Origin of the sequence: Pseudomonas kurunegalensis, from assembly GCF_030291635.1 — a bacterium.
GTDB lineage: Bacteria > Pseudomonadota > Gammaproteobacteria > Pseudomonadales > Pseudomonadaceae > Aquipseudomonas > Aquipseudomonas monteilii.
On sequence record NZ_CP127871.1, the window covers coordinates 3,618,994 to 3,634,046 of the forward strand.

A 15,053-nucleotide genomic window follows, 5' to 3' on the forward strand; every position below is an offset into this window, starting at 1 on the left:
CCCAGGTGACATACATCCGCCTGGAAGCCGCTCTGGGGCTAACTACGCTTTGGAGAGCTCGGCTACTGCAACTGCAATCGCAATCCAAACAAACCCGACAATTGACAGCCACACCGAAATCCCAAGCCGTCGTTTGAGCTTTGGAGGGAATGCTTTCAACTCATTAACATCCAACTTGCCATAACGCAACGCCAATCCGGGGAACGTGACAAGACCACCTATATTACAAATCAGCAGCCATCGCCACTTCAAGCTTGAAGTCCCCCAAGCCACCTTCACTTGCTCTAGGTATGGGTTACTCGTAATCGCTGAGCAGGCAACGTGAAAGTCACGTGATAACGTGATGTAAAGGTTAATGAAAGCACCTAGCAGGCCAATGACAAAAGGGGTAATCATAAACAGGAGCTTCATAACGACAGACCAGGTTTCAAAGCTCATCATTTGAGGCCTCATAGATGAGTTCCCCGATAGACCCACCGGCCATTTCTCCCAACTTTACGCCCGTTAAACTACCCGTGCCTACGACCAAAATCCCACATGCTGGAACTGCAAGCCCCCCAGTACCTACGCTAAAAACGGCACATAACGTGCCAGCTGCAGCGCCTGCCAATGCTGCCCCCACCATGCCTCCGCCTACCCCCATGCTGAATGACCCGGTTTCAACATATCGAATTTTTGCACAGGCTTCTTCGCTTCCAGCGCGACACACTTCCTCTACTTTAAGAAAAGAAGAAGCCCCACCCAGTCCAATTGCAGCATGTCCACCATAACTAAGGTACTTGCTGAGCCGCGCCACCTTATCCAGATGCGTCGCGTACCCAGGAATCTGCCCTGGCCCGCCCGCTTTCGACCAATGATGCACAAGGCTCTTGGTGGAAATATTCAAGCTTTTCTTTAGTCGCTCATAGTTTCCTAGGTTCAGTTGTTTGTTGAGCAACGCTACCTTCAACTGACTATCCAGTTGTCGCAGAAGCCGCCGACGCTCGGCAAAGAAGCCTGGGCTTTTCAAGTGGCCATGACGCATGAACTCCCGCTGGTGCAGTTGCTCGATACTCGTCAATGTATGACTGACCTGTTTCAACCCTTGATCCAGCATGTCCTTACCCACGCCCATGGACAGGCTGGCGTTGCTGAGCAAGCCTGCGATTTCGGCCTGGTGCTCCATCATGAAATCCGCTTCGGCGTAGTCGAGCACTTCCAGCGCACGCCGCGCATGCTGCGCCGCAGCCATCAGCTCTCCCTCCTCGCGCGTGCAGGCATTTGCGTTGTCAGGATCACCGATAACGAAGATTTCCCCGGCCTTGAAGCCTTGCTCAAACGTCGGGTTGAGCCGCTGCAACCGGGAAATCGGTAACGTGGCGTCATGCTCGGCCAATTGCAGCAGCACCTGCGGGAAGGACATGCGTCGAGGAATGACGTAGAAGCCAGGCTCTAGCGTACCAGGCAGTGCACCTATGACAGGTTGGGAGAAACGCTCCGGGTAGACGGCGGTTGCCGGCTCGGCAAAGTGAGCATTGGCAAGCCCTGCTACGGGCTGCATGGGTGGCGGTGCTTGATACAGCGGTGCGACCACCCGGTTGCTGCCCGGCGAACAGCCACAGACAACCAACGCACCATCCATGGCCACGCGCTGTCCATCGGAAATGAAGTGGTCCACACCTTCGGCGACCATTCCCACCTGCCCACAAAGAGGGCATGGCGTGGTCTGGTCGCCTTCACGGAGCACCATTCGGCCTTCGTCCAGATAGCCGGCCCCTGTCGCAATACAAACGGCTCCAGTTGTGGTGATATCGCCGTCAACTGCCTGACCTTTTCCCTCTAGACTGACGCGCATCTACAAGCTCCCTTTGCGTGGTTGAGGTTCGGAACCTAACACCCGCAAGGCGGTTTCAAGCGCTTGGAGCAGAGAATCAGAAGCGTCCTACAGGTTACCCGAGCTTTGCTTAAAGTCCCTGTTCACGAGCACGCCCGTGAACAGGTAAGTAGCCGCTGACGAAGCCATCACCGCCCGCTACGCAACATCTCAACTGGCACATACTTGCCAATTTCATACTTGCCAATCGCCGCCCGGTGCACTTCATCCGGCCCGTCAGCCAGGCGCAGAGTGCGTTGCATGGCGTACATGTAGGCCAGTGGGAAATCGCCGCTCACCCCTGCCCCGCCATGTATCTGGATCGCCCGGTCGATCACTTTCAAGGCCACGTTCGGCGCCACCACCTTGATCTGCGCGATCTCGCTGCGGGCCACCTTGTTGCCGACAGTGTCCATCATGTAAGCCGCTTTCAGCGTCAGCAGCCGGGCCATGTCGATCTCCATACGCGAGTCGGCAATCTTGTCGACGTTGCCACCCAGCCGTGCCAGTGGCCGGCCAAAGGCGGTGCGTTCCACCGAGCGCTTGCACATCAGTTCCAACGCACGTTCGGCCATGCCGATCGAACGCATGCAGTGGTGGATACGGCCCGGGCCAAGGCGCCCCTGGGCAATCTCGAAACCGCGGCCCTCACCGAGGATCACGTTTTCATAGGGCACCCGCACGTTTTCGAAGAGCACTTCGGCATGACCATGCGGGGCATCGTCATAGCCGAACACCGGAAGCGGGCGGACGATCTTCACACCGGGCGCATCGGTGGGTACCAGCACCATCGAATGCTGCTGGTGGCGCGGCCCTTCAGGGTCGGACAGGCCCATGAAGATCATCACCTTGCAACGCGGGTCGCAGGCGCCGGAGGTCCACCACTTGCGGCCGTTGATCACCCACTCGTCACCGTCACGCACTGCCGTGGCGGCCATGTTGGTGGCGTCCGAGGAGGCCACGTCCGGCTCGGTCATGGCGAACGCCGAGCGGATCTCGCCACGCAGCAGCGGCTCCAGCCACTGGCGCTTCTGCGCTTCGCTGCCGTAACGCACCAGCACTTCCATATTGCCGGTGTCCGGCGCCGAGCAGTTGAACGGCTCCGGGCCAAGCAACGAGCGGCCCATGATTTCCGCCAGCGGGGCGTACTCCAGGTTGCTCAGGCCGGCGCCGTATTCCGATTCAGGCAAGAACAGGTTCCATAGCCCTTCGGCGCGGGCCTTGGCCTTGAGCTCTTCCATGATTGCAGTGGGCTGCCAGCGGTCGCCCTCGGCGACCTGGCGCTCGAACACCGCTTCGGCGGGGTAGACATAGGCGTCCATGAACGCAGTGACGCGCTCGCGCAGTGCCTGGACCTTGGGCGAATAGGCGAAATCCATCGGGGCTACCTTCACGGTTCGGAGTACATGGGCCAGAGCCTAGAGCAGCCTGCGCCCATCCACCTAGTCTATTTTCCGCGTGTATAAACATTCATAACCGATATATGATCGGCCAATAACTCCAACAAAGAGCGGCGCCCATGAACCTCAGCAAGGTCGACCTCAACCTGTTCATCGTGTTCGATGCGATCTATACCGAAGCCAACCTGACCCGCGCCGGGCAGATTGTAGGTATCACGCAGCCAGCGGTGTCCAACGCCCTTTCGCGGTTGCGCGAAACCTTCAACGACCCGCTGTTCGTGCGCACCGCGCAGGGCATGGTGCCCACGCCCATGGCACAGAACATCATCGGCCCGGTGCGCAACGCCCTGGCACTGTTGCGTACGTCGGTGCAGGAAAGCCGTATCTTCAACCCGCAACAAGCCAACAAGACCTTCCGCATCAGCATGACCGACCTGACCGAGGCGGTAATTCTGCCGCCGCTGTTCCAGCGCTTGCGCCGCCTGGCGCCGGCGGTGCTGATCGAGAGTTTCCTGTGCAAGCGCCGCGAAACCACCAAGGAGCTCGCCGCCGGCCGCCTGGACTTCGCCATCGACGCCCCCCTGAACACCGACCCGCAGGTACGCCACGTCAAACTGATGCAAGACCGCTATGTCTGTGCCTTGCGCCAGGGCCACCCGCTGGCCGACAGCAAGCTGACCCTCGACAGTTACCTGGGCATGACCCACATCCATATTTCCAGCCGCCGTAACGGCCTGGGCTATGTTGACCTGGCGCTGGGCAAGATGGGTGTACAGCGCAAAGTGGCCTTGCGCTCGCAGCACTACCTGATGGCTTCGCAGGTATTGCAGCAAACCGACATGGCGATGACCGTGCCCGAGCGCTTCGCCCGCCGCCATCAGCTGCGCTATCACCCCCTGCCGGTGGAAGTACCCGCGCTCGAAACGCACCTGTACTGGCATGAAAGCACCGACCAGGACCCGGCCAACCGCTGGATGCGTGAGCAAATCACCGAACTGTGCGAACGTGTGGTGGCCGAGGAAGAAAGAGCCTCGGAGCCCGCCTGAAGATGCATACAAGGGATCGCTCCTGGCCACAACGGAGGAAAAAATCCTACAAAACTACAAATAGATAGAAAATGTATGTGGCAGCACTCAAAGATCCACTGTGGGAAGTAAAAAATTTCTCTCAGATGGCGGATACGCTTACTCCATCAATCGCCGATTTCACGGCGACAGACATGGACCTGCCTCAATGCCAAGCGCCCCGCTCTACTTTGATTACGCCGCCACCACTCCAGTCGACGACCGGGTCATCGAAACCATGCTCGCCAGCCTTGGCAGCCACGCCAACTTCGGCAACCCGGCGTCCAGTGGTCATGCCTTCGGCCAGGCTGCCCGACGAGCCGTTGAGCAAGCCCGCCAGCAAGTGGCCGAGCGCGTCGGCGCACACGTCGAGCGCCTGGTCTGGACCTCGGGCGCGACCGAGTCCAACAACCTGGCGCTAAAAGGCATTGCTCAAGGCGCCGGCCAGCCTGGGCACCTGATCACCAGCCAACTGGAACACAAAGCCGTGCTCGACACCGTGGCCGAACTGGAGCGCCAAGGCTGGGCCGTTACCCGCCTGGCCCCGGATGCCGCCGGCCTGATCCAGCCCGCCAGCGTACAGGCCGCACTGCGCCCCGATACCCGCCTGGTATCGTTGATGGCAGTCAACAATGAGCTGGGCACGGTCACCGACTTTGCCGCCATTGGTGAGCAGGTGCGTGCCCACGGTGCCTTGCTGCACGTGGACGCAGCGCAGGCCGTGGGCAAGCTGGCCATCGACCTGAACACGATGGCCGTGGACCTGATGTCGTTTTCGGCGCACAAGGTGTACGGGCCAAAAGGCATCGGCGCGCTGTACGTCGGGCCACGCGCACGTACGCTGATGCGTGCGCAGATGCACGGCGGCGGCCATGAACAGGGCCTGCGCTCCGGCACCCTGGCGACCCACCAGATCGCGGGCATGGGTAGCGCTTTCGCCTTGGCCGGCCAACCCGGTGACAGTGAGTACCAGCACCTGGAACAACTGGCAAAGCGTCTGCGCGAAGGCCTGCTGGCCTTGCCCGGCGTCAGCCTGAACGGCTGCGCCAGCCAACGCATTCCCCATACCCTGAACCTGTGCATCGACAGCAAGGGCTTCAACAGTGCGGCGCTGGCCAGCGAGTTGGCGTTATCGACCACCTCGGCCTGCAACTCGGCCAGCCATGCCGCCTCACATGTGCTGCTGGCGCTGGGGCTGGACGAGCACCAGGCACGCAACAGTGTGCGCTTGAGCATCGGGCGCTTCAGCACCGAAGCCGAAGTGGACAAAGCGATCGAGGTGTTTGCCCGGGTACTGACAGCGGCATCTGCAGTGTTGTGGTAAGCCGCGCCCTGGCGCGGCCTGCCGCACGGCGTCACCGGGGCACCTAGCGCCCCGGTAACCTCACAGGAAGGTGAACACCTGCGACGCTGGCAAGCGCGACTTGTTCAGCCCGGCGTTAAAGTCCGTTTCAGCACGATAGCCCAGGCTGAGGATCACCACGCTGGTGAAGCCACGCTCACGCAGCCCCAGCTCGGCATCCAGGATCTTGCTGTCGAACCCCTCGATGGGCGTGGCGTCCAGGCCATGCGCCGCTGCTCCCAGCAATGCAGTACCCAATGCCAGATAGGTCTGTTTCTCCATCCAGTGCTGCACATCCTTCTGGTCATGACGGTGCAGGTCGACGTAGTGACGGCGGCTCTGGTTCTGCGCGGCTCGCGCCTGCTCATCGCGGAAACGGCCATCGGCAGCTTCCTGCTCGAGCACGGCATTGAGGTGCGCCTCGGGCATTTCGGTACGGGTGCAGAACACAATCACGTGCGACGCATCGAGCAGTTTCGGCGTGTTGTAAGCAAAGCGCTCCGTGGTGCTCTTGGCCAGGCGGGCCTTGCCTTCGGCCGTGTCGGCGACGATGAAGTGCCAGGGTTGGGAGTTGACCGAGGACGGGCTGTGGCGCAGTTGCTCGAGCAGGGCGTCGACAGTGGCCTGGGGAATGCGGCGCGAGGCATCGTAGGCTTTGGTGGTGTAGCGGCGCTTGGCCAGCGAGACGGTATCCATGCAACAACTCCGGAATGTACGGGGGATTTGCCGGGCATCTTATCTTTCCTGCCGCAAAGAAAAACCGGCACAATGCAGCAACACTTTCACACCTGGAGTGAAGATGCTGCGCATCACTGACCTCGAACTGTTCGTGCGCAGCAGCGTACTGGGTAGCTTTACGGCCGCCGCCCATGAAGCCGGTCTGCTGCCGGGGCAAGTGGCTGCTGCGATCAAACGCCTCGAACGCGACCTCGATGTGCGCCTGTTTGCCCGTACCACCCGTAGCCTGCGCCTTACCGCCGAAGGCGAGCGCTACCTGCCGACCGCCCTGAATGTGCTGGAGAGCCTTCGCCAGGGGCGCGAAGACCTGCATGGCAACCCCGGCACCCTGCGCGGCACCCTGCAGGTGTCGGCGCCTTCCGACCTGGGCCGCAACATGCTGTTGCCCTGGCTGAGCGCCTTTCGCCGGGAGCACCCGGCCCTGCACCTGCGCTTCTTTCTGTCCGACCAGATTGCCGACCTGAACCGTGACCCGGTGGATGTGGCCATCCGCTATGGCCTCAACCAGGACGCCAACTACATCGCCCTGCCCTTGGCCAGCTGGAACCGCCGGGTGCTGGTGGCATCGCCCGAGTACCTGGACCGCCACGGCCACCCGATCACACCCGAAGCCCTGCAAGAGCATGCCTGCCTGCTGTACATGCAGCACAACCGGGTCTACGACAAGTGGCGGGTGGGCAACCGCACCGTGCAGGTCAGCGGGCCGCTGGTCAGCGACGATGCCGACGTCATCCGCCGTCTGGCTTTGCAAGGTGAAGGCATCGTCTACAAATCGTGGCTGGACGTAAGCGCCAATATTGCAGCCGGCGAACTGCAGATCATCCTGCCCGAATACCTGGGTGAATCCGTGCCTGTAACCCTGGTTTGCCCACACCGCAAACAACTCACGCCTGCGGTGTCGCAACTGCACCTGTGCCTGCGCGACCACTTCGAGGCCCTGCGCGCTCGCGCACTGAACAACGGTTGCACAATCGTTCCAGACTAAGCGCCAGCAGGCAGCGAGCAGGGCGCAAAAACGCTCGCTGCAGGTTGCACGTCACCACTGCTGCCCCAGCAGCACCCGCCCAGCACCCGACTGCTGCCCAACCTGCAACACCGCCGAAGAAATCCAATAAAAACCATATATATCAATAACTTAACAATATGGCACAGTCCCTGCTCTAGCCCTCCCCAACAACGCTTTACATACGGGGAGATTCACCATGCATCAGCTCAACCCACTGGCCCGCCAGATCAGCCTTGCGCTGCTGCTGGCCGGCACCGGCAGCCAGGCCATCGCTGCCAACGAAGACAACAAGAACGAACCCGCCCTTGAAACCGTAACGGTCACCGCTCAGCACCGAGAGCAGACCTTGCAGGAAGTACCGGTTGCCGTGTCGGCCATCAAGGGCACCAGCATCACTGCCGATGGCGTGCGCTCGATGGGCGACATCACCACCTTCGTGCCCAACGCCTCGGCCAAGAACCCCGACGGCGACGGCCGCCCTCGTTGGTATATCCGCGGCCTGGGCACCGGCGATACCGGTGCGGCAACCGTATTCCCGGTGGGCATCTACGCGGACGATGTCTACCTCAACGCGCCCATCGCCGGTGGCGGGCCGCTGTTCGACCTGGAACGCATCGAAATCCTGCGCGGGCCGCAAGGCACCCTGTATGGCAAGAACACCACGGCCGGCGCAGTGAACGTGATCTCGAAGAAGCCCACCTTCGACACCGACGGCTATGGCACTGTCGGCTTCGGCAGCAAGAACGAGCGTATTGTCACCGGTGCCATCGGCGGTGCGCTGGTCGATGAAAAACTGGCCGGGCGAGTAGCGCTGTATTCCGAAGAGCGTGACGGTTTCCAGAACAACGACTTCGACGGCAACACCTACGGTGATGTGAACAAGAAAGCCATCCGTCTGCAGTTCCTGGCCCAGCTCAACCCGGACCTGGACGCCCTGCTCAAACTGCACAGCCGCCAGTTCAAAGGCGATGGCAGCAACGGCTCGCTGCCGGTTGGCCGCTACTACAACGTCGGCTACGAACGCCCGCACGGCCGCGATATCTCGCTGAACGTCAACGAAGACTATCGCCTGGACCACGACGGCGCCTCGCTGACCTTCAACTGGTACCTCGGCGATTACACCCTGACCTCGATCAGCGCCTACGACTACATCCGCAACCGCTCCACCAGCGATGCCGACTACACCCCCTACGAGGTCAACGGCGCGGCCATCACCGACAACAGCTACCGCCAGTGGTCGCAAGAGCTGCGCCTGGCCTCGCCGGAAGACCGCCCGCTGCACTGGCTGGTGGGTGCGCACTACTTCCATGAAGACCTGGACAGCTCGGCGCAACGCATCGTCACCCCCGGGCCGACGCCCAACGGCACCGGCTCGAACCAGGTGGGCACCACCGTGTTCCGTGACCTGGGTTACGACCACCGCACCGACAGCTATGCGCTGTTTGGCAACCTGACCTACGACTTTACCGATGATTTCAGCGTCACCGGCGGCCTGCGCTGGACCCAGGAGAAGAAGGACATCGACCTGGACCTGGTGCAACTGACCCGCGCCACCGCCAACGGCCCGCTGATCCCGCTGGGCGGTGTGGGCACCAACGGTAACCGCCAGGAAGACAAGACCTGGGAAGCCTGGACCTACGACCTCACCCCCGAATACCGCATCAATGACAACCTGCGGGTGTTCTTCCGCTACGCCCATGGTTTCCGCTCGGGCGGCTTCAACACTGGGCTCTCGACCAGCCTGGCACAGCTGACCACGGTCGACCCGGAAGAGCTGGATGCCTACGAGCTGGGGCTGAAGTCGGAGTGGCTCGATCGCCGCCTGACCGTCAACGCCAACCTCTTCTACTACGACTACTCCGACATCCAGGTGAATCTGCTGACGGTGAACAACGGCGTGCTCACCACCGCACTGACCAACGGCGCCAAGGGCAAGGTCAAAGGCGCAGAACTGGAAATCGAAGGCCAGCCGACCGAGCGCCTGCACCTGCGCGCGGCGGTGTCGTTCCTCGACACCGAGTACACCGACTTCAAGAACACCAACCCTACCACCGGCGCGGTGACCGGCGACTACAGCGGCAACAGCTTCGTGCGCTCGCCGCGCAACGTGGTGTCGCTGGGCGCCGACTACACCATCCCGCTGGAAGTGGGCGGCAAGCTGGTGGCCGGTGGCGACGTGAGCTTCCGGGACAAGGAGTACTTCCTGGCCGACCGCCAGAGCAGTGCCGACGCCACCCTCAGCCAGCCCCACTACACCCTGGCCAACGCCCGCCTGAGCTGGTTCAGCCATGACGACAAGCTGAGCGTGACCGGCTTCGTCAACAACCTCACCGACCGCCGCTACCAGGTGCACGGCCGGCCCAACGGCACTGCCGGGCAGTACGTGATCACCTACGGCGACCCGCGCACCGTTGGACTGAGCGTTACCAGCCGGTTCTAGGTTGTCCTTCCGGGCCCTATCGCCGGCAAGCCAGCTCCCACAAGTCCCCGCAGATCTCAGGTCCAGTGCTGTACCTGTGGGAGCTGGCTTGCCGGCGATAGGGCCAGCACTGCCAATACATCATTCAGCAGGAACACCCCATGCCCCACCACACCCCCTTGGCCAGCGCCATCGCCTTGGCCATCGCCGGCCTCGCCGTGCCCGCCTTCGCCGCCGAACCCAATGACCGCCTCGACACCGTGGTCGTGGTCGGCACCCACCGCAGCGACGTCACCGCCCTGCAAAGCGCCGCCCCGGTCGATGTATTGAGCGGCGAAAAACTCCAGGAAACCGGCGCCAGTGACCTGTCCACCGCACTCACCGCACTGTCGCCCTCGTTCAGCTTCCCGCAATCACCGCAAGGTGCTTTCGCAGGTTCCATCGCCCAAGGTGCCTCGCTGCGCGGCCTGGCTTCCGACCAAGTGCTGGTGCTGGTCAACGGCAAGCGCCGCCACACCAGCGCCAACGTTACCCGCCAGGGTTTGGTCAACGCCCGTGGCGCGGCAGCGGTGGACCTCAGCCTGATCCCGCTGTCGGCCATCGAGCGCGTGGAAATCCTGCGTGACGGCGCCGCCGCCCAGTACGGATCGGACGCCATCGCCGGAGTGATCAACATCGTGCTCAAGGAGCGCGACGAAGGCGGTAACGCCGGCTACCGCTTCGGCGGCTACAAGAAAGGCGACGGCCTGCAGCGCAAGCTCAGCGGCTGGAAAGGCTTTGCCCTGCCCAACGACGGCTTCCTCACCCTGGCCTTCGACGCAGGCTCTCAGGACCCGGCCAGCGACACCCGCGACGACAACCGCCTGTTCTACCCGGGCTCCACCAGCGTCGACACCGCGCGCGAGCAGAACAACCGCTACCGCAACTGGCGCTGGGGTTCGGGCAATGTCTCGGACCAGTACAACTTCACCGCCAACGCCGAAATGGGCTTGAGCGACGGCCTTAGCGCCTACGGCTTTGCCACCTACGCGCACAAGAACACCGACGCCGAGAACTTCTTCGACCCGCCCACCACCCTGCGCAGCAACTACGGCAGCGTGGCCCTGGCGCGCTACCCGGACGGCCGCCTGCCGGTCACCCGCTATGGCCTGGAAGACTTTGCGGTCACCGGCGGCCTGCGCCTTGAAGACGAAACCTTGGGCAACTTCGACCTGGCCTTGAACTACGGCGACAACCGGGTCGACTCCACCGACCGTAACGCCATCAACCCCAGCTGGGGTACGGCGAGCCCCTCGACGATCTACACCGGCCGCCGCGAAGCCGACCAGACCAACCTGACCCTTGACTGGACCCGCGACTTTGCCAACGACTGGTTGTTCAAGCCGCTTACAGTCTCTGCCGGGCTGGCCTGGCGTCAGGAAAACTACGACCTGACCGAGGGCGACGCCGCCGGCTGGTCCAACGGCCCGCTGTTCAACACCGTTGACCCGGCCTCTGGCCGACGCATCCCCGGCTATTACTCGGGCATCACCCAGGTCGATGCCGTGTCGCTGGACCGCCGCGTGATCGGCGCCTATGTCGATGTCGAAGCCCAACTGACAGAAAAATTCCAGGCCGGTGTGGCGGTGCGCAGCGAGCATTATTCGGACTTTGGTGACACCACCAACGGCAAGCTGTCGCTGCGCTACGACTTCACCCCGCAGATTGCCGCGCGCGCCAGCGCCAGTACCGGCTACCGTGCGCCTTCGCTGGTGCAGAGCGGGCTGTCGTCGTTCAGTGTGCAAGTGGTAGAGCAGCCGCCAGGCAGTGGCAACTGGGTCGAGGTGCAGCAGCGCACCCTGCGCGCCGACAGCCCGGAAGCCGCCTTGCTAGGCGGCAAGGCGCTGAAGCCGGAAGAGTCGACCAACTTCTCCGTGGGCCTGGTCTGGCGGCCGTTGCCCAACGCTTCGGTCACACTCGACGCCTACCGTATCGACATCGACAACCGCATCACCCTGTCCGATCAGTTGCCGGCCTCGGTGGTGGGCCCGATCTTCGCCGGTACCCCTTACGCCAACATCCAGAGTGCGGCGTTCTATACCAACATCGCCGACACCCGCACCGACGGTTTCGAGTTGGCGGGCCATTATCAGCTGGACGTGGGCCGCTGGGGGCGAGTGGACTTCAACGGCGGCTATGCTCGCAACAACACCCGCATCACCGGGCTGGATGATGTGGGCAACATCCCCGGCAACCAGATTATCGGCCGCAATACCCAAGGGCTGATCGAGGATGGCACGCCCAAGGACAAGCTCACGCTCAGCGCCAACTGGCTGTATGACAACTGGAGCGTCACCGTGGCTCAGCGCCGCTATGGCGAGTGGAAAAACCGCAACGCCGCAAACCCCACGCTGGACCAGACCTTCAGCCCGCAGTGGGTGACCGACCTGGATGTGTCGTACCGCTTCGACCTGGGCCTGACCTTGTCGGCGGGCGCGATCAACCTGTTCGACAGCCACCCGGACAAGCTCAAGGGCGCGCAGTTGTATGGCGTACCTAAATACTCCATCACCAGCCCGGAGGGGGCGCAGGGAGCGTTCTACTACACCAGCGTGAGTTACGACTTCTGATATGACTGGCTTGCACATCTCCTGTAGGAGCGGCCTTGTGTCGCGATGGGCCGCAGAGCGGCCCCAGGGTTTCAGCTTCGCCGCATAAAATGCCGGGGCCGCGCTGCGGCCCATCGCGACACAAGGCCGCTCCTACAGGGGCGAGCATGCCTGTGATCACGATACTGCTGACTGATTGCTGCTACATCAGCAACCCACTGTTGCCTCAGCACCACCCCATCCGTCCGCCCCCGCAATCCCGGGCTTCCACCGCCTGGCACATCTCTTGCGATACCCCTGTACCCTTAGCTTCCCCAAGGCCAGCCATGCGCGTGCTCTCCACCCTTTCCTGGTTCATCTCCCCCCTGGCCCTGCTCACGCTCTGGGCCGTGGTGGCCAATGCCGGGCTGTTTCCGGCCAACCTGCTGGTCCCGCCGCAAGAGGTCTGGCTGAGCCTCAACGACCTGCTGGCCACAGGTGAACTTCAGGCGCACCTGGCCGGCAGCCTGTCGCGCCTGGCCCTGGGCTTCACCGGCGGCGCACTGGCCGGCCTCGGCTTCGGTGCGGCGCTGGCCCTGTCGAAAACGGTGGAGGCGTACTGCGCCCCACTGTTCCACACCCTGCGTCAGGTGCCGAGCATCGCCCTGATCCCGATGTTCGTGCTGATGTTTGGTGTCGACGAAACCTTCAAGGTAGTGATCGTTGCCAAGACCGCGTTCTTCCCGGTGGCACTGGCCACCTGTGAAGGCATCCGCGCCATCCCGCGCAGCCATTTCGAAGTGGCGGCGGTGTACCGCTTGCGCTGGCCGACGCTGGTGGGGCGAATTGCCCTGCCCGCTGCAGTACCGGCCATTGTCACCGGTATTCGCGTGGCCCTGACCCGCGCCTGGGTGGTGCTGGTGGCCTGCGAGCTGCTGGCGGCGGACAGCGGCCTGGGGCAGATGATCGAGATGGGCCGGCAGATGCTGCGTATCGATGTGGTGATGGTCGGCGTGGTGCTGACCGGGCTGATCGGTTTTACCCTAGATTTCACCCTGCGCCGTGTGGAGCGGCGCTTGTCAGCCTGGCAAAGCCGCTGAGGAGGCTGTGATGAAACTGCACACATTGCGCGGTCTGGTGTTGCCACTGCTGCTGCTCGGCGCCTGGGAGTACGCCTCGCGCCAGGGCGCAGCCGGCGCCTTTGCCTTCGTGCCACTGGCGCAGGTGGGCACGGCCCTGGCCGAATTGCTGGGCAGCGGTGAATTGCTGGTCAACCTGTGGGCCAGCTTGCTGCGCACCTGCAGCGGCCTGGCCATTGGCATTGTCGGCGGTGTTGGCCTGGGCGCGCTGATGGCCCTGTCCGCACCGGCCAACCGCCTGATCGCCCCACTGTTCCACGCCCTGCGCCAGGTGCCGATGCTGGGTTGGATTCCGTTGATTGCCTTATGGCTGGGGAACGGCGAAGGCGCCAAGCTGCTGATTGTCAGCCTGGCGGCGTTGTACCCGATGGTGCTGAACACGTTCGAGAGCCTGCGCCAGGTCGCCGGTCAGCACCGTGAAGCCGCGCAGGTACTGATGCTCAGCCGTTGGCAGCAACTTTGGCTGATCCTGCTACCCGCCGCCCTGCCAGGCATTGCCGCCGGGGTGTTGCAGGCCCTGGCGTTCGCCTGGGTAACCTCGGTGGGCAGCGAGCTGTTCCTGTCTGCCGGGGCCGGCCTTGGCAGCTTGATGATGACCGCCGAAGCCGGGGCGCGCATGGAGATCATCGTGGTCTGCGTGCTGTGCATCGGCCTGTGTGGCTACCTGATGTCCTGGCTGAGCACCCTCCTCACCCGCCGCCTGCTGCGCTGGCGTACCACTTCTTGAAAGGCCCGACCATGAACGCCATCGCCCATGCTTTACCCACCAGCGCCATCACCGGCGCGCTGACCCTTCGCGGCCTGAACAAGGCGTACCCGCTCAAGGGCAAGGCTGTGCCGGTGCTGCAAGGCATCGACCTGGACATCCGCCCCGGCGAGTTTGTCAGCATTCTCGGCGCCAGCGGCTGCGGCAAATCTACCCTGCTACGGTTGATCGTTGGCCTGGACCAGGCTTACCAAGGGCAGATCCTGCTGGATGGGCAACCCGTGCGCGGGCCAGGCCTGGAGCGCGGCATCGTGTTCCAGGACCACCGCCTGTTCCCGTGGATGACCCTGCAGCAGAACATCGCCCTGGCGTTGAAAAACCATGCACTGCCGACGACCGAGAAGAATCGATTGGTGGCCGAGCACATCGAACGGGTGGGCCTGAGCGGTTACGAGCAGGCCTACCCGCACCAGCTTTCCGGTGGCATGGCCCAACGCGCGGCGATTGCCCGGGCGCTGGTGAACAAGCCCAAGGTGCTGTTGCTGGACGAGCCACTCGGCGCACTCGATGCACTGACCCGGGTGCGGCTGCAACAGGAGTTGCAGCGCATCTGGGTGCAGGAGCGTTGCACGGTGATCATGGTGACCCACGATATCGAAGAAGCGCTGTACCTCGGTGACCGGGTGATCGTGATGGACGCACACCCGGGACGGATTCGTGAGGATCTGCGTATCAACCTGCCACACCCACGCCAACGCGAGAGCCAAGTGTTGCAGGCGTACAAACAGCGGTTGCTGGGGGAACTGGTGGGGCATTGAGC

The 15,053-nt window shown here is 62.9% G+C and carries 12 protein-coding genes; 8 read left to right on the forward strand and 4 right to left on the reverse strand.

The window, feature by feature from the left end; all coding sequences use genetic code 11:
• Nucleotides 1-42: 42 nt before the first annotated feature.
• The 3 genes from QQ992_RS16280 to QQ992_RS16290 all read right to left on the reverse strand — a co-directional run bounded on the left by QQ992_RS16280 (nt 43) and on the right by QQ992_RS16290 (nt 3,231).
• On the reverse strand, nt 43-441 hold the full coding sequence (locus QQ992_RS16280; protein ID WP_286110284.1) for a hypothetical protein: 399 nt from the start codon (nt 439-441) through the stop codon (nt 43-45).
• Nucleotides 428-1,834, reverse strand: coding sequence for a PAAR domain-containing protein (locus QQ992_RS16285; RefSeq protein WP_286110285.1), 1,407 nt, complete (start codon nt 1,832-1,834; stop codon nt 428-430). The genes QQ992_RS16280 and QQ992_RS16285 overlap by 14 nt, the downstream gene beginning before the upstream one ends.
• A gap of 167 nt (nt 1,835-2,001) precedes the next feature.
• Entirely contained in the window at nt 2,002-3,231 is a 1,230-nt protein-coding gene (locus tag QQ992_RS16290) for an acyl-CoA dehydrogenase (protein WP_105948733.1), read from the reverse strand.
• 140 nt (nt 3,232-3,371) lie between these two features.
• Between QQ992_RS16290 and QQ992_RS16295 the strand changes: the two genes are divergently transcribed.
• Nucleotides 3,372-4,298, forward strand: a complete 927-nt coding sequence (locus QQ992_RS16295) for a LysR family transcriptional regulator (RefSeq protein ID WP_105948734.1) — start codon at nt 3,372-3,374, stop codon at nt 4,296-4,298.
• A 187-nt stretch (nt 4,299-4,485) separates the two neighbouring features.
• A complete protein-coding gene (locus QQ992_RS16300) occupies nt 4,486-5,640 on the forward strand; it encodes a cysteine desulfurase family protein (RefSeq protein ID WP_286110286.1) in 1,155 nt (384 codons plus the stop codon).
• A gap of 60 nt (nt 5,641-5,700) precedes the next feature.
• Here the strand turns inward: QQ992_RS16300 and nfsB are convergent, their stop codons facing one another.
• Nucleotides 5,701-6,354 carry an oxygen-insensitive NAD(P)H nitroreductase gene (gene nfsB, locus QQ992_RS16305; protein WP_016711186.1) on the reverse strand — a complete coding sequence of 218 codons (654 nt, stop codon included), beginning with the start codon at nt 6,352-6,354 and terminating at the stop codon, nt 5,701-5,703.
• 103 nt (nt 6,355-6,457) lie between these two features.
• Between nfsB and QQ992_RS16310 the strand changes: the two genes are divergently transcribed.
• The 6 genes from QQ992_RS16310 to QQ992_RS16335 all read left to right on the forward strand — a co-directional run bounded on the left by QQ992_RS16310 (nt 6,458) and on the right by QQ992_RS16335 (nt 15,051).
• Nucleotides 6,458-7,381, forward strand: coding sequence for a LysR family transcriptional regulator (locus QQ992_RS16310; RefSeq protein ID WP_286110287.1), 924 nt, complete (start codon nt 6,458-6,460; stop codon nt 7,379-7,381).
• A 217-nt stretch (nt 7,382-7,598) separates the two neighbouring features.
• Nucleotides 7,599-9,842 (forward strand): TonB-dependent receptor, encoded by a 2,244-nt coding sequence (locus tag QQ992_RS16315; protein WP_286110288.1) that lies wholly within the window; start codon nt 7,599-7,601, stop codon nt 9,840-9,842.
• 140 nt (nt 9,843-9,982) lie between these two features.
• Complete coding sequence (locus QQ992_RS16320) at nt 9,983-12,430, forward strand: TonB-dependent receptor plug domain-containing protein (RefSeq protein WP_286110289.1); 2,448 nt, start codon at nt 9,983-9,985, stop codon at nt 12,428-12,430.
• Between the two features lie 305 nt (nt 12,431-12,735).
• Nucleotides 12,736-13,488, forward strand: a complete 753-nt coding sequence (locus QQ992_RS16325) for an ABC transporter permease (RefSeq protein ID WP_286110290.1) — start codon at nt 12,736-12,738, stop codon at nt 13,486-13,488.
• A gap of 10 nt (nt 13,489-13,498) precedes the next feature.
• Entirely contained in the window at nt 13,499-14,254 is a 756-nt protein-coding gene (locus tag QQ992_RS16330) for an ABC transporter permease (protein ID WP_286110291.1), read from the forward strand.
• 11 nt (nt 14,255-14,265) lie between these two features.
• On the forward strand, nt 14,266-15,051 hold the full coding sequence (locus QQ992_RS16335; protein ID WP_286110292.1) for an ABC transporter ATP-binding protein: 786 nt from the start codon (nt 14,266-14,268) through the stop codon (nt 15,049-15,051).
• Nucleotides 15,052-15,053: the final 2 nt, after the last annotated feature.

Coding starts and splice junctions, on each gene's coding strand:
- QQ992_RS16280 (WP_286110284.1), bottom strand. CDS start 441: ATGATGAGCTTTGAAACCTGGTCTGTCGTTATGAAGCTCCTGTTTATG.
- QQ992_RS16285 (WP_286110285.1), bottom strand. CDS start 1,834: ATGCGCGTCAGTCTAGAGGGAAAAGGTCAGGCAGTTGACGGCGATATC.
- QQ992_RS16290 (WP_105948733.1), bottom strand. CDS start 3,231: ATGGATTTCGCCTATTCGCCCAAGGTCCAGGCACTGCGCGAGCGCGTC.
- QQ992_RS16295 (WP_105948734.1), top strand. CDS start 3,372: ATGAACCTCAGCAAGGTCGACCTCAACCTGTTCATCGTGTTCGATGCG.
- QQ992_RS16300 (WP_286110286.1), top strand. CDS start 4,486: ATGCCAAGCGCCCCGCTCTACTTTGATTACGCCGCCACCACTCCAGTC.
- nfsB (WP_016711186.1), bottom strand. CDS start 6,354: ATGGATACCGTCTCGCTGGCCAAGCGCCGCTACACCACCAAAGCCTAC.
- QQ992_RS16310 (WP_286110287.1), top strand. CDS start 6,458: ATGCTGCGCATCACTGACCTCGAACTGTTCGTGCGCAGCAGCGTACTG.
- QQ992_RS16315 (WP_286110288.1), top strand. CDS start 7,599: ATGCATCAGCTCAACCCACTGGCCCGCCAGATCAGCCTTGCGCTGCTG.
- QQ992_RS16320 (WP_286110289.1), top strand. CDS start 9,983: ATGCCCCACCACACCCCCTTGGCCAGCGCCATCGCCTTGGCCATCGCC.
- QQ992_RS16325 (WP_286110290.1), top strand. CDS start 12,736: ATGCGCGTGCTCTCCACCCTTTCCTGGTTCATCTCCCCCCTGGCCCTG.
- QQ992_RS16330 (WP_286110291.1), top strand. CDS start 13,499: ATGAAACTGCACACATTGCGCGGTCTGGTGTTGCCACTGCTGCTGCTC.
- QQ992_RS16335 (WP_286110292.1), top strand. CDS start 14,266: ATGAACGCCATCGCCCATGCTTTACCCACCAGCGCCATCACCGGCGCG.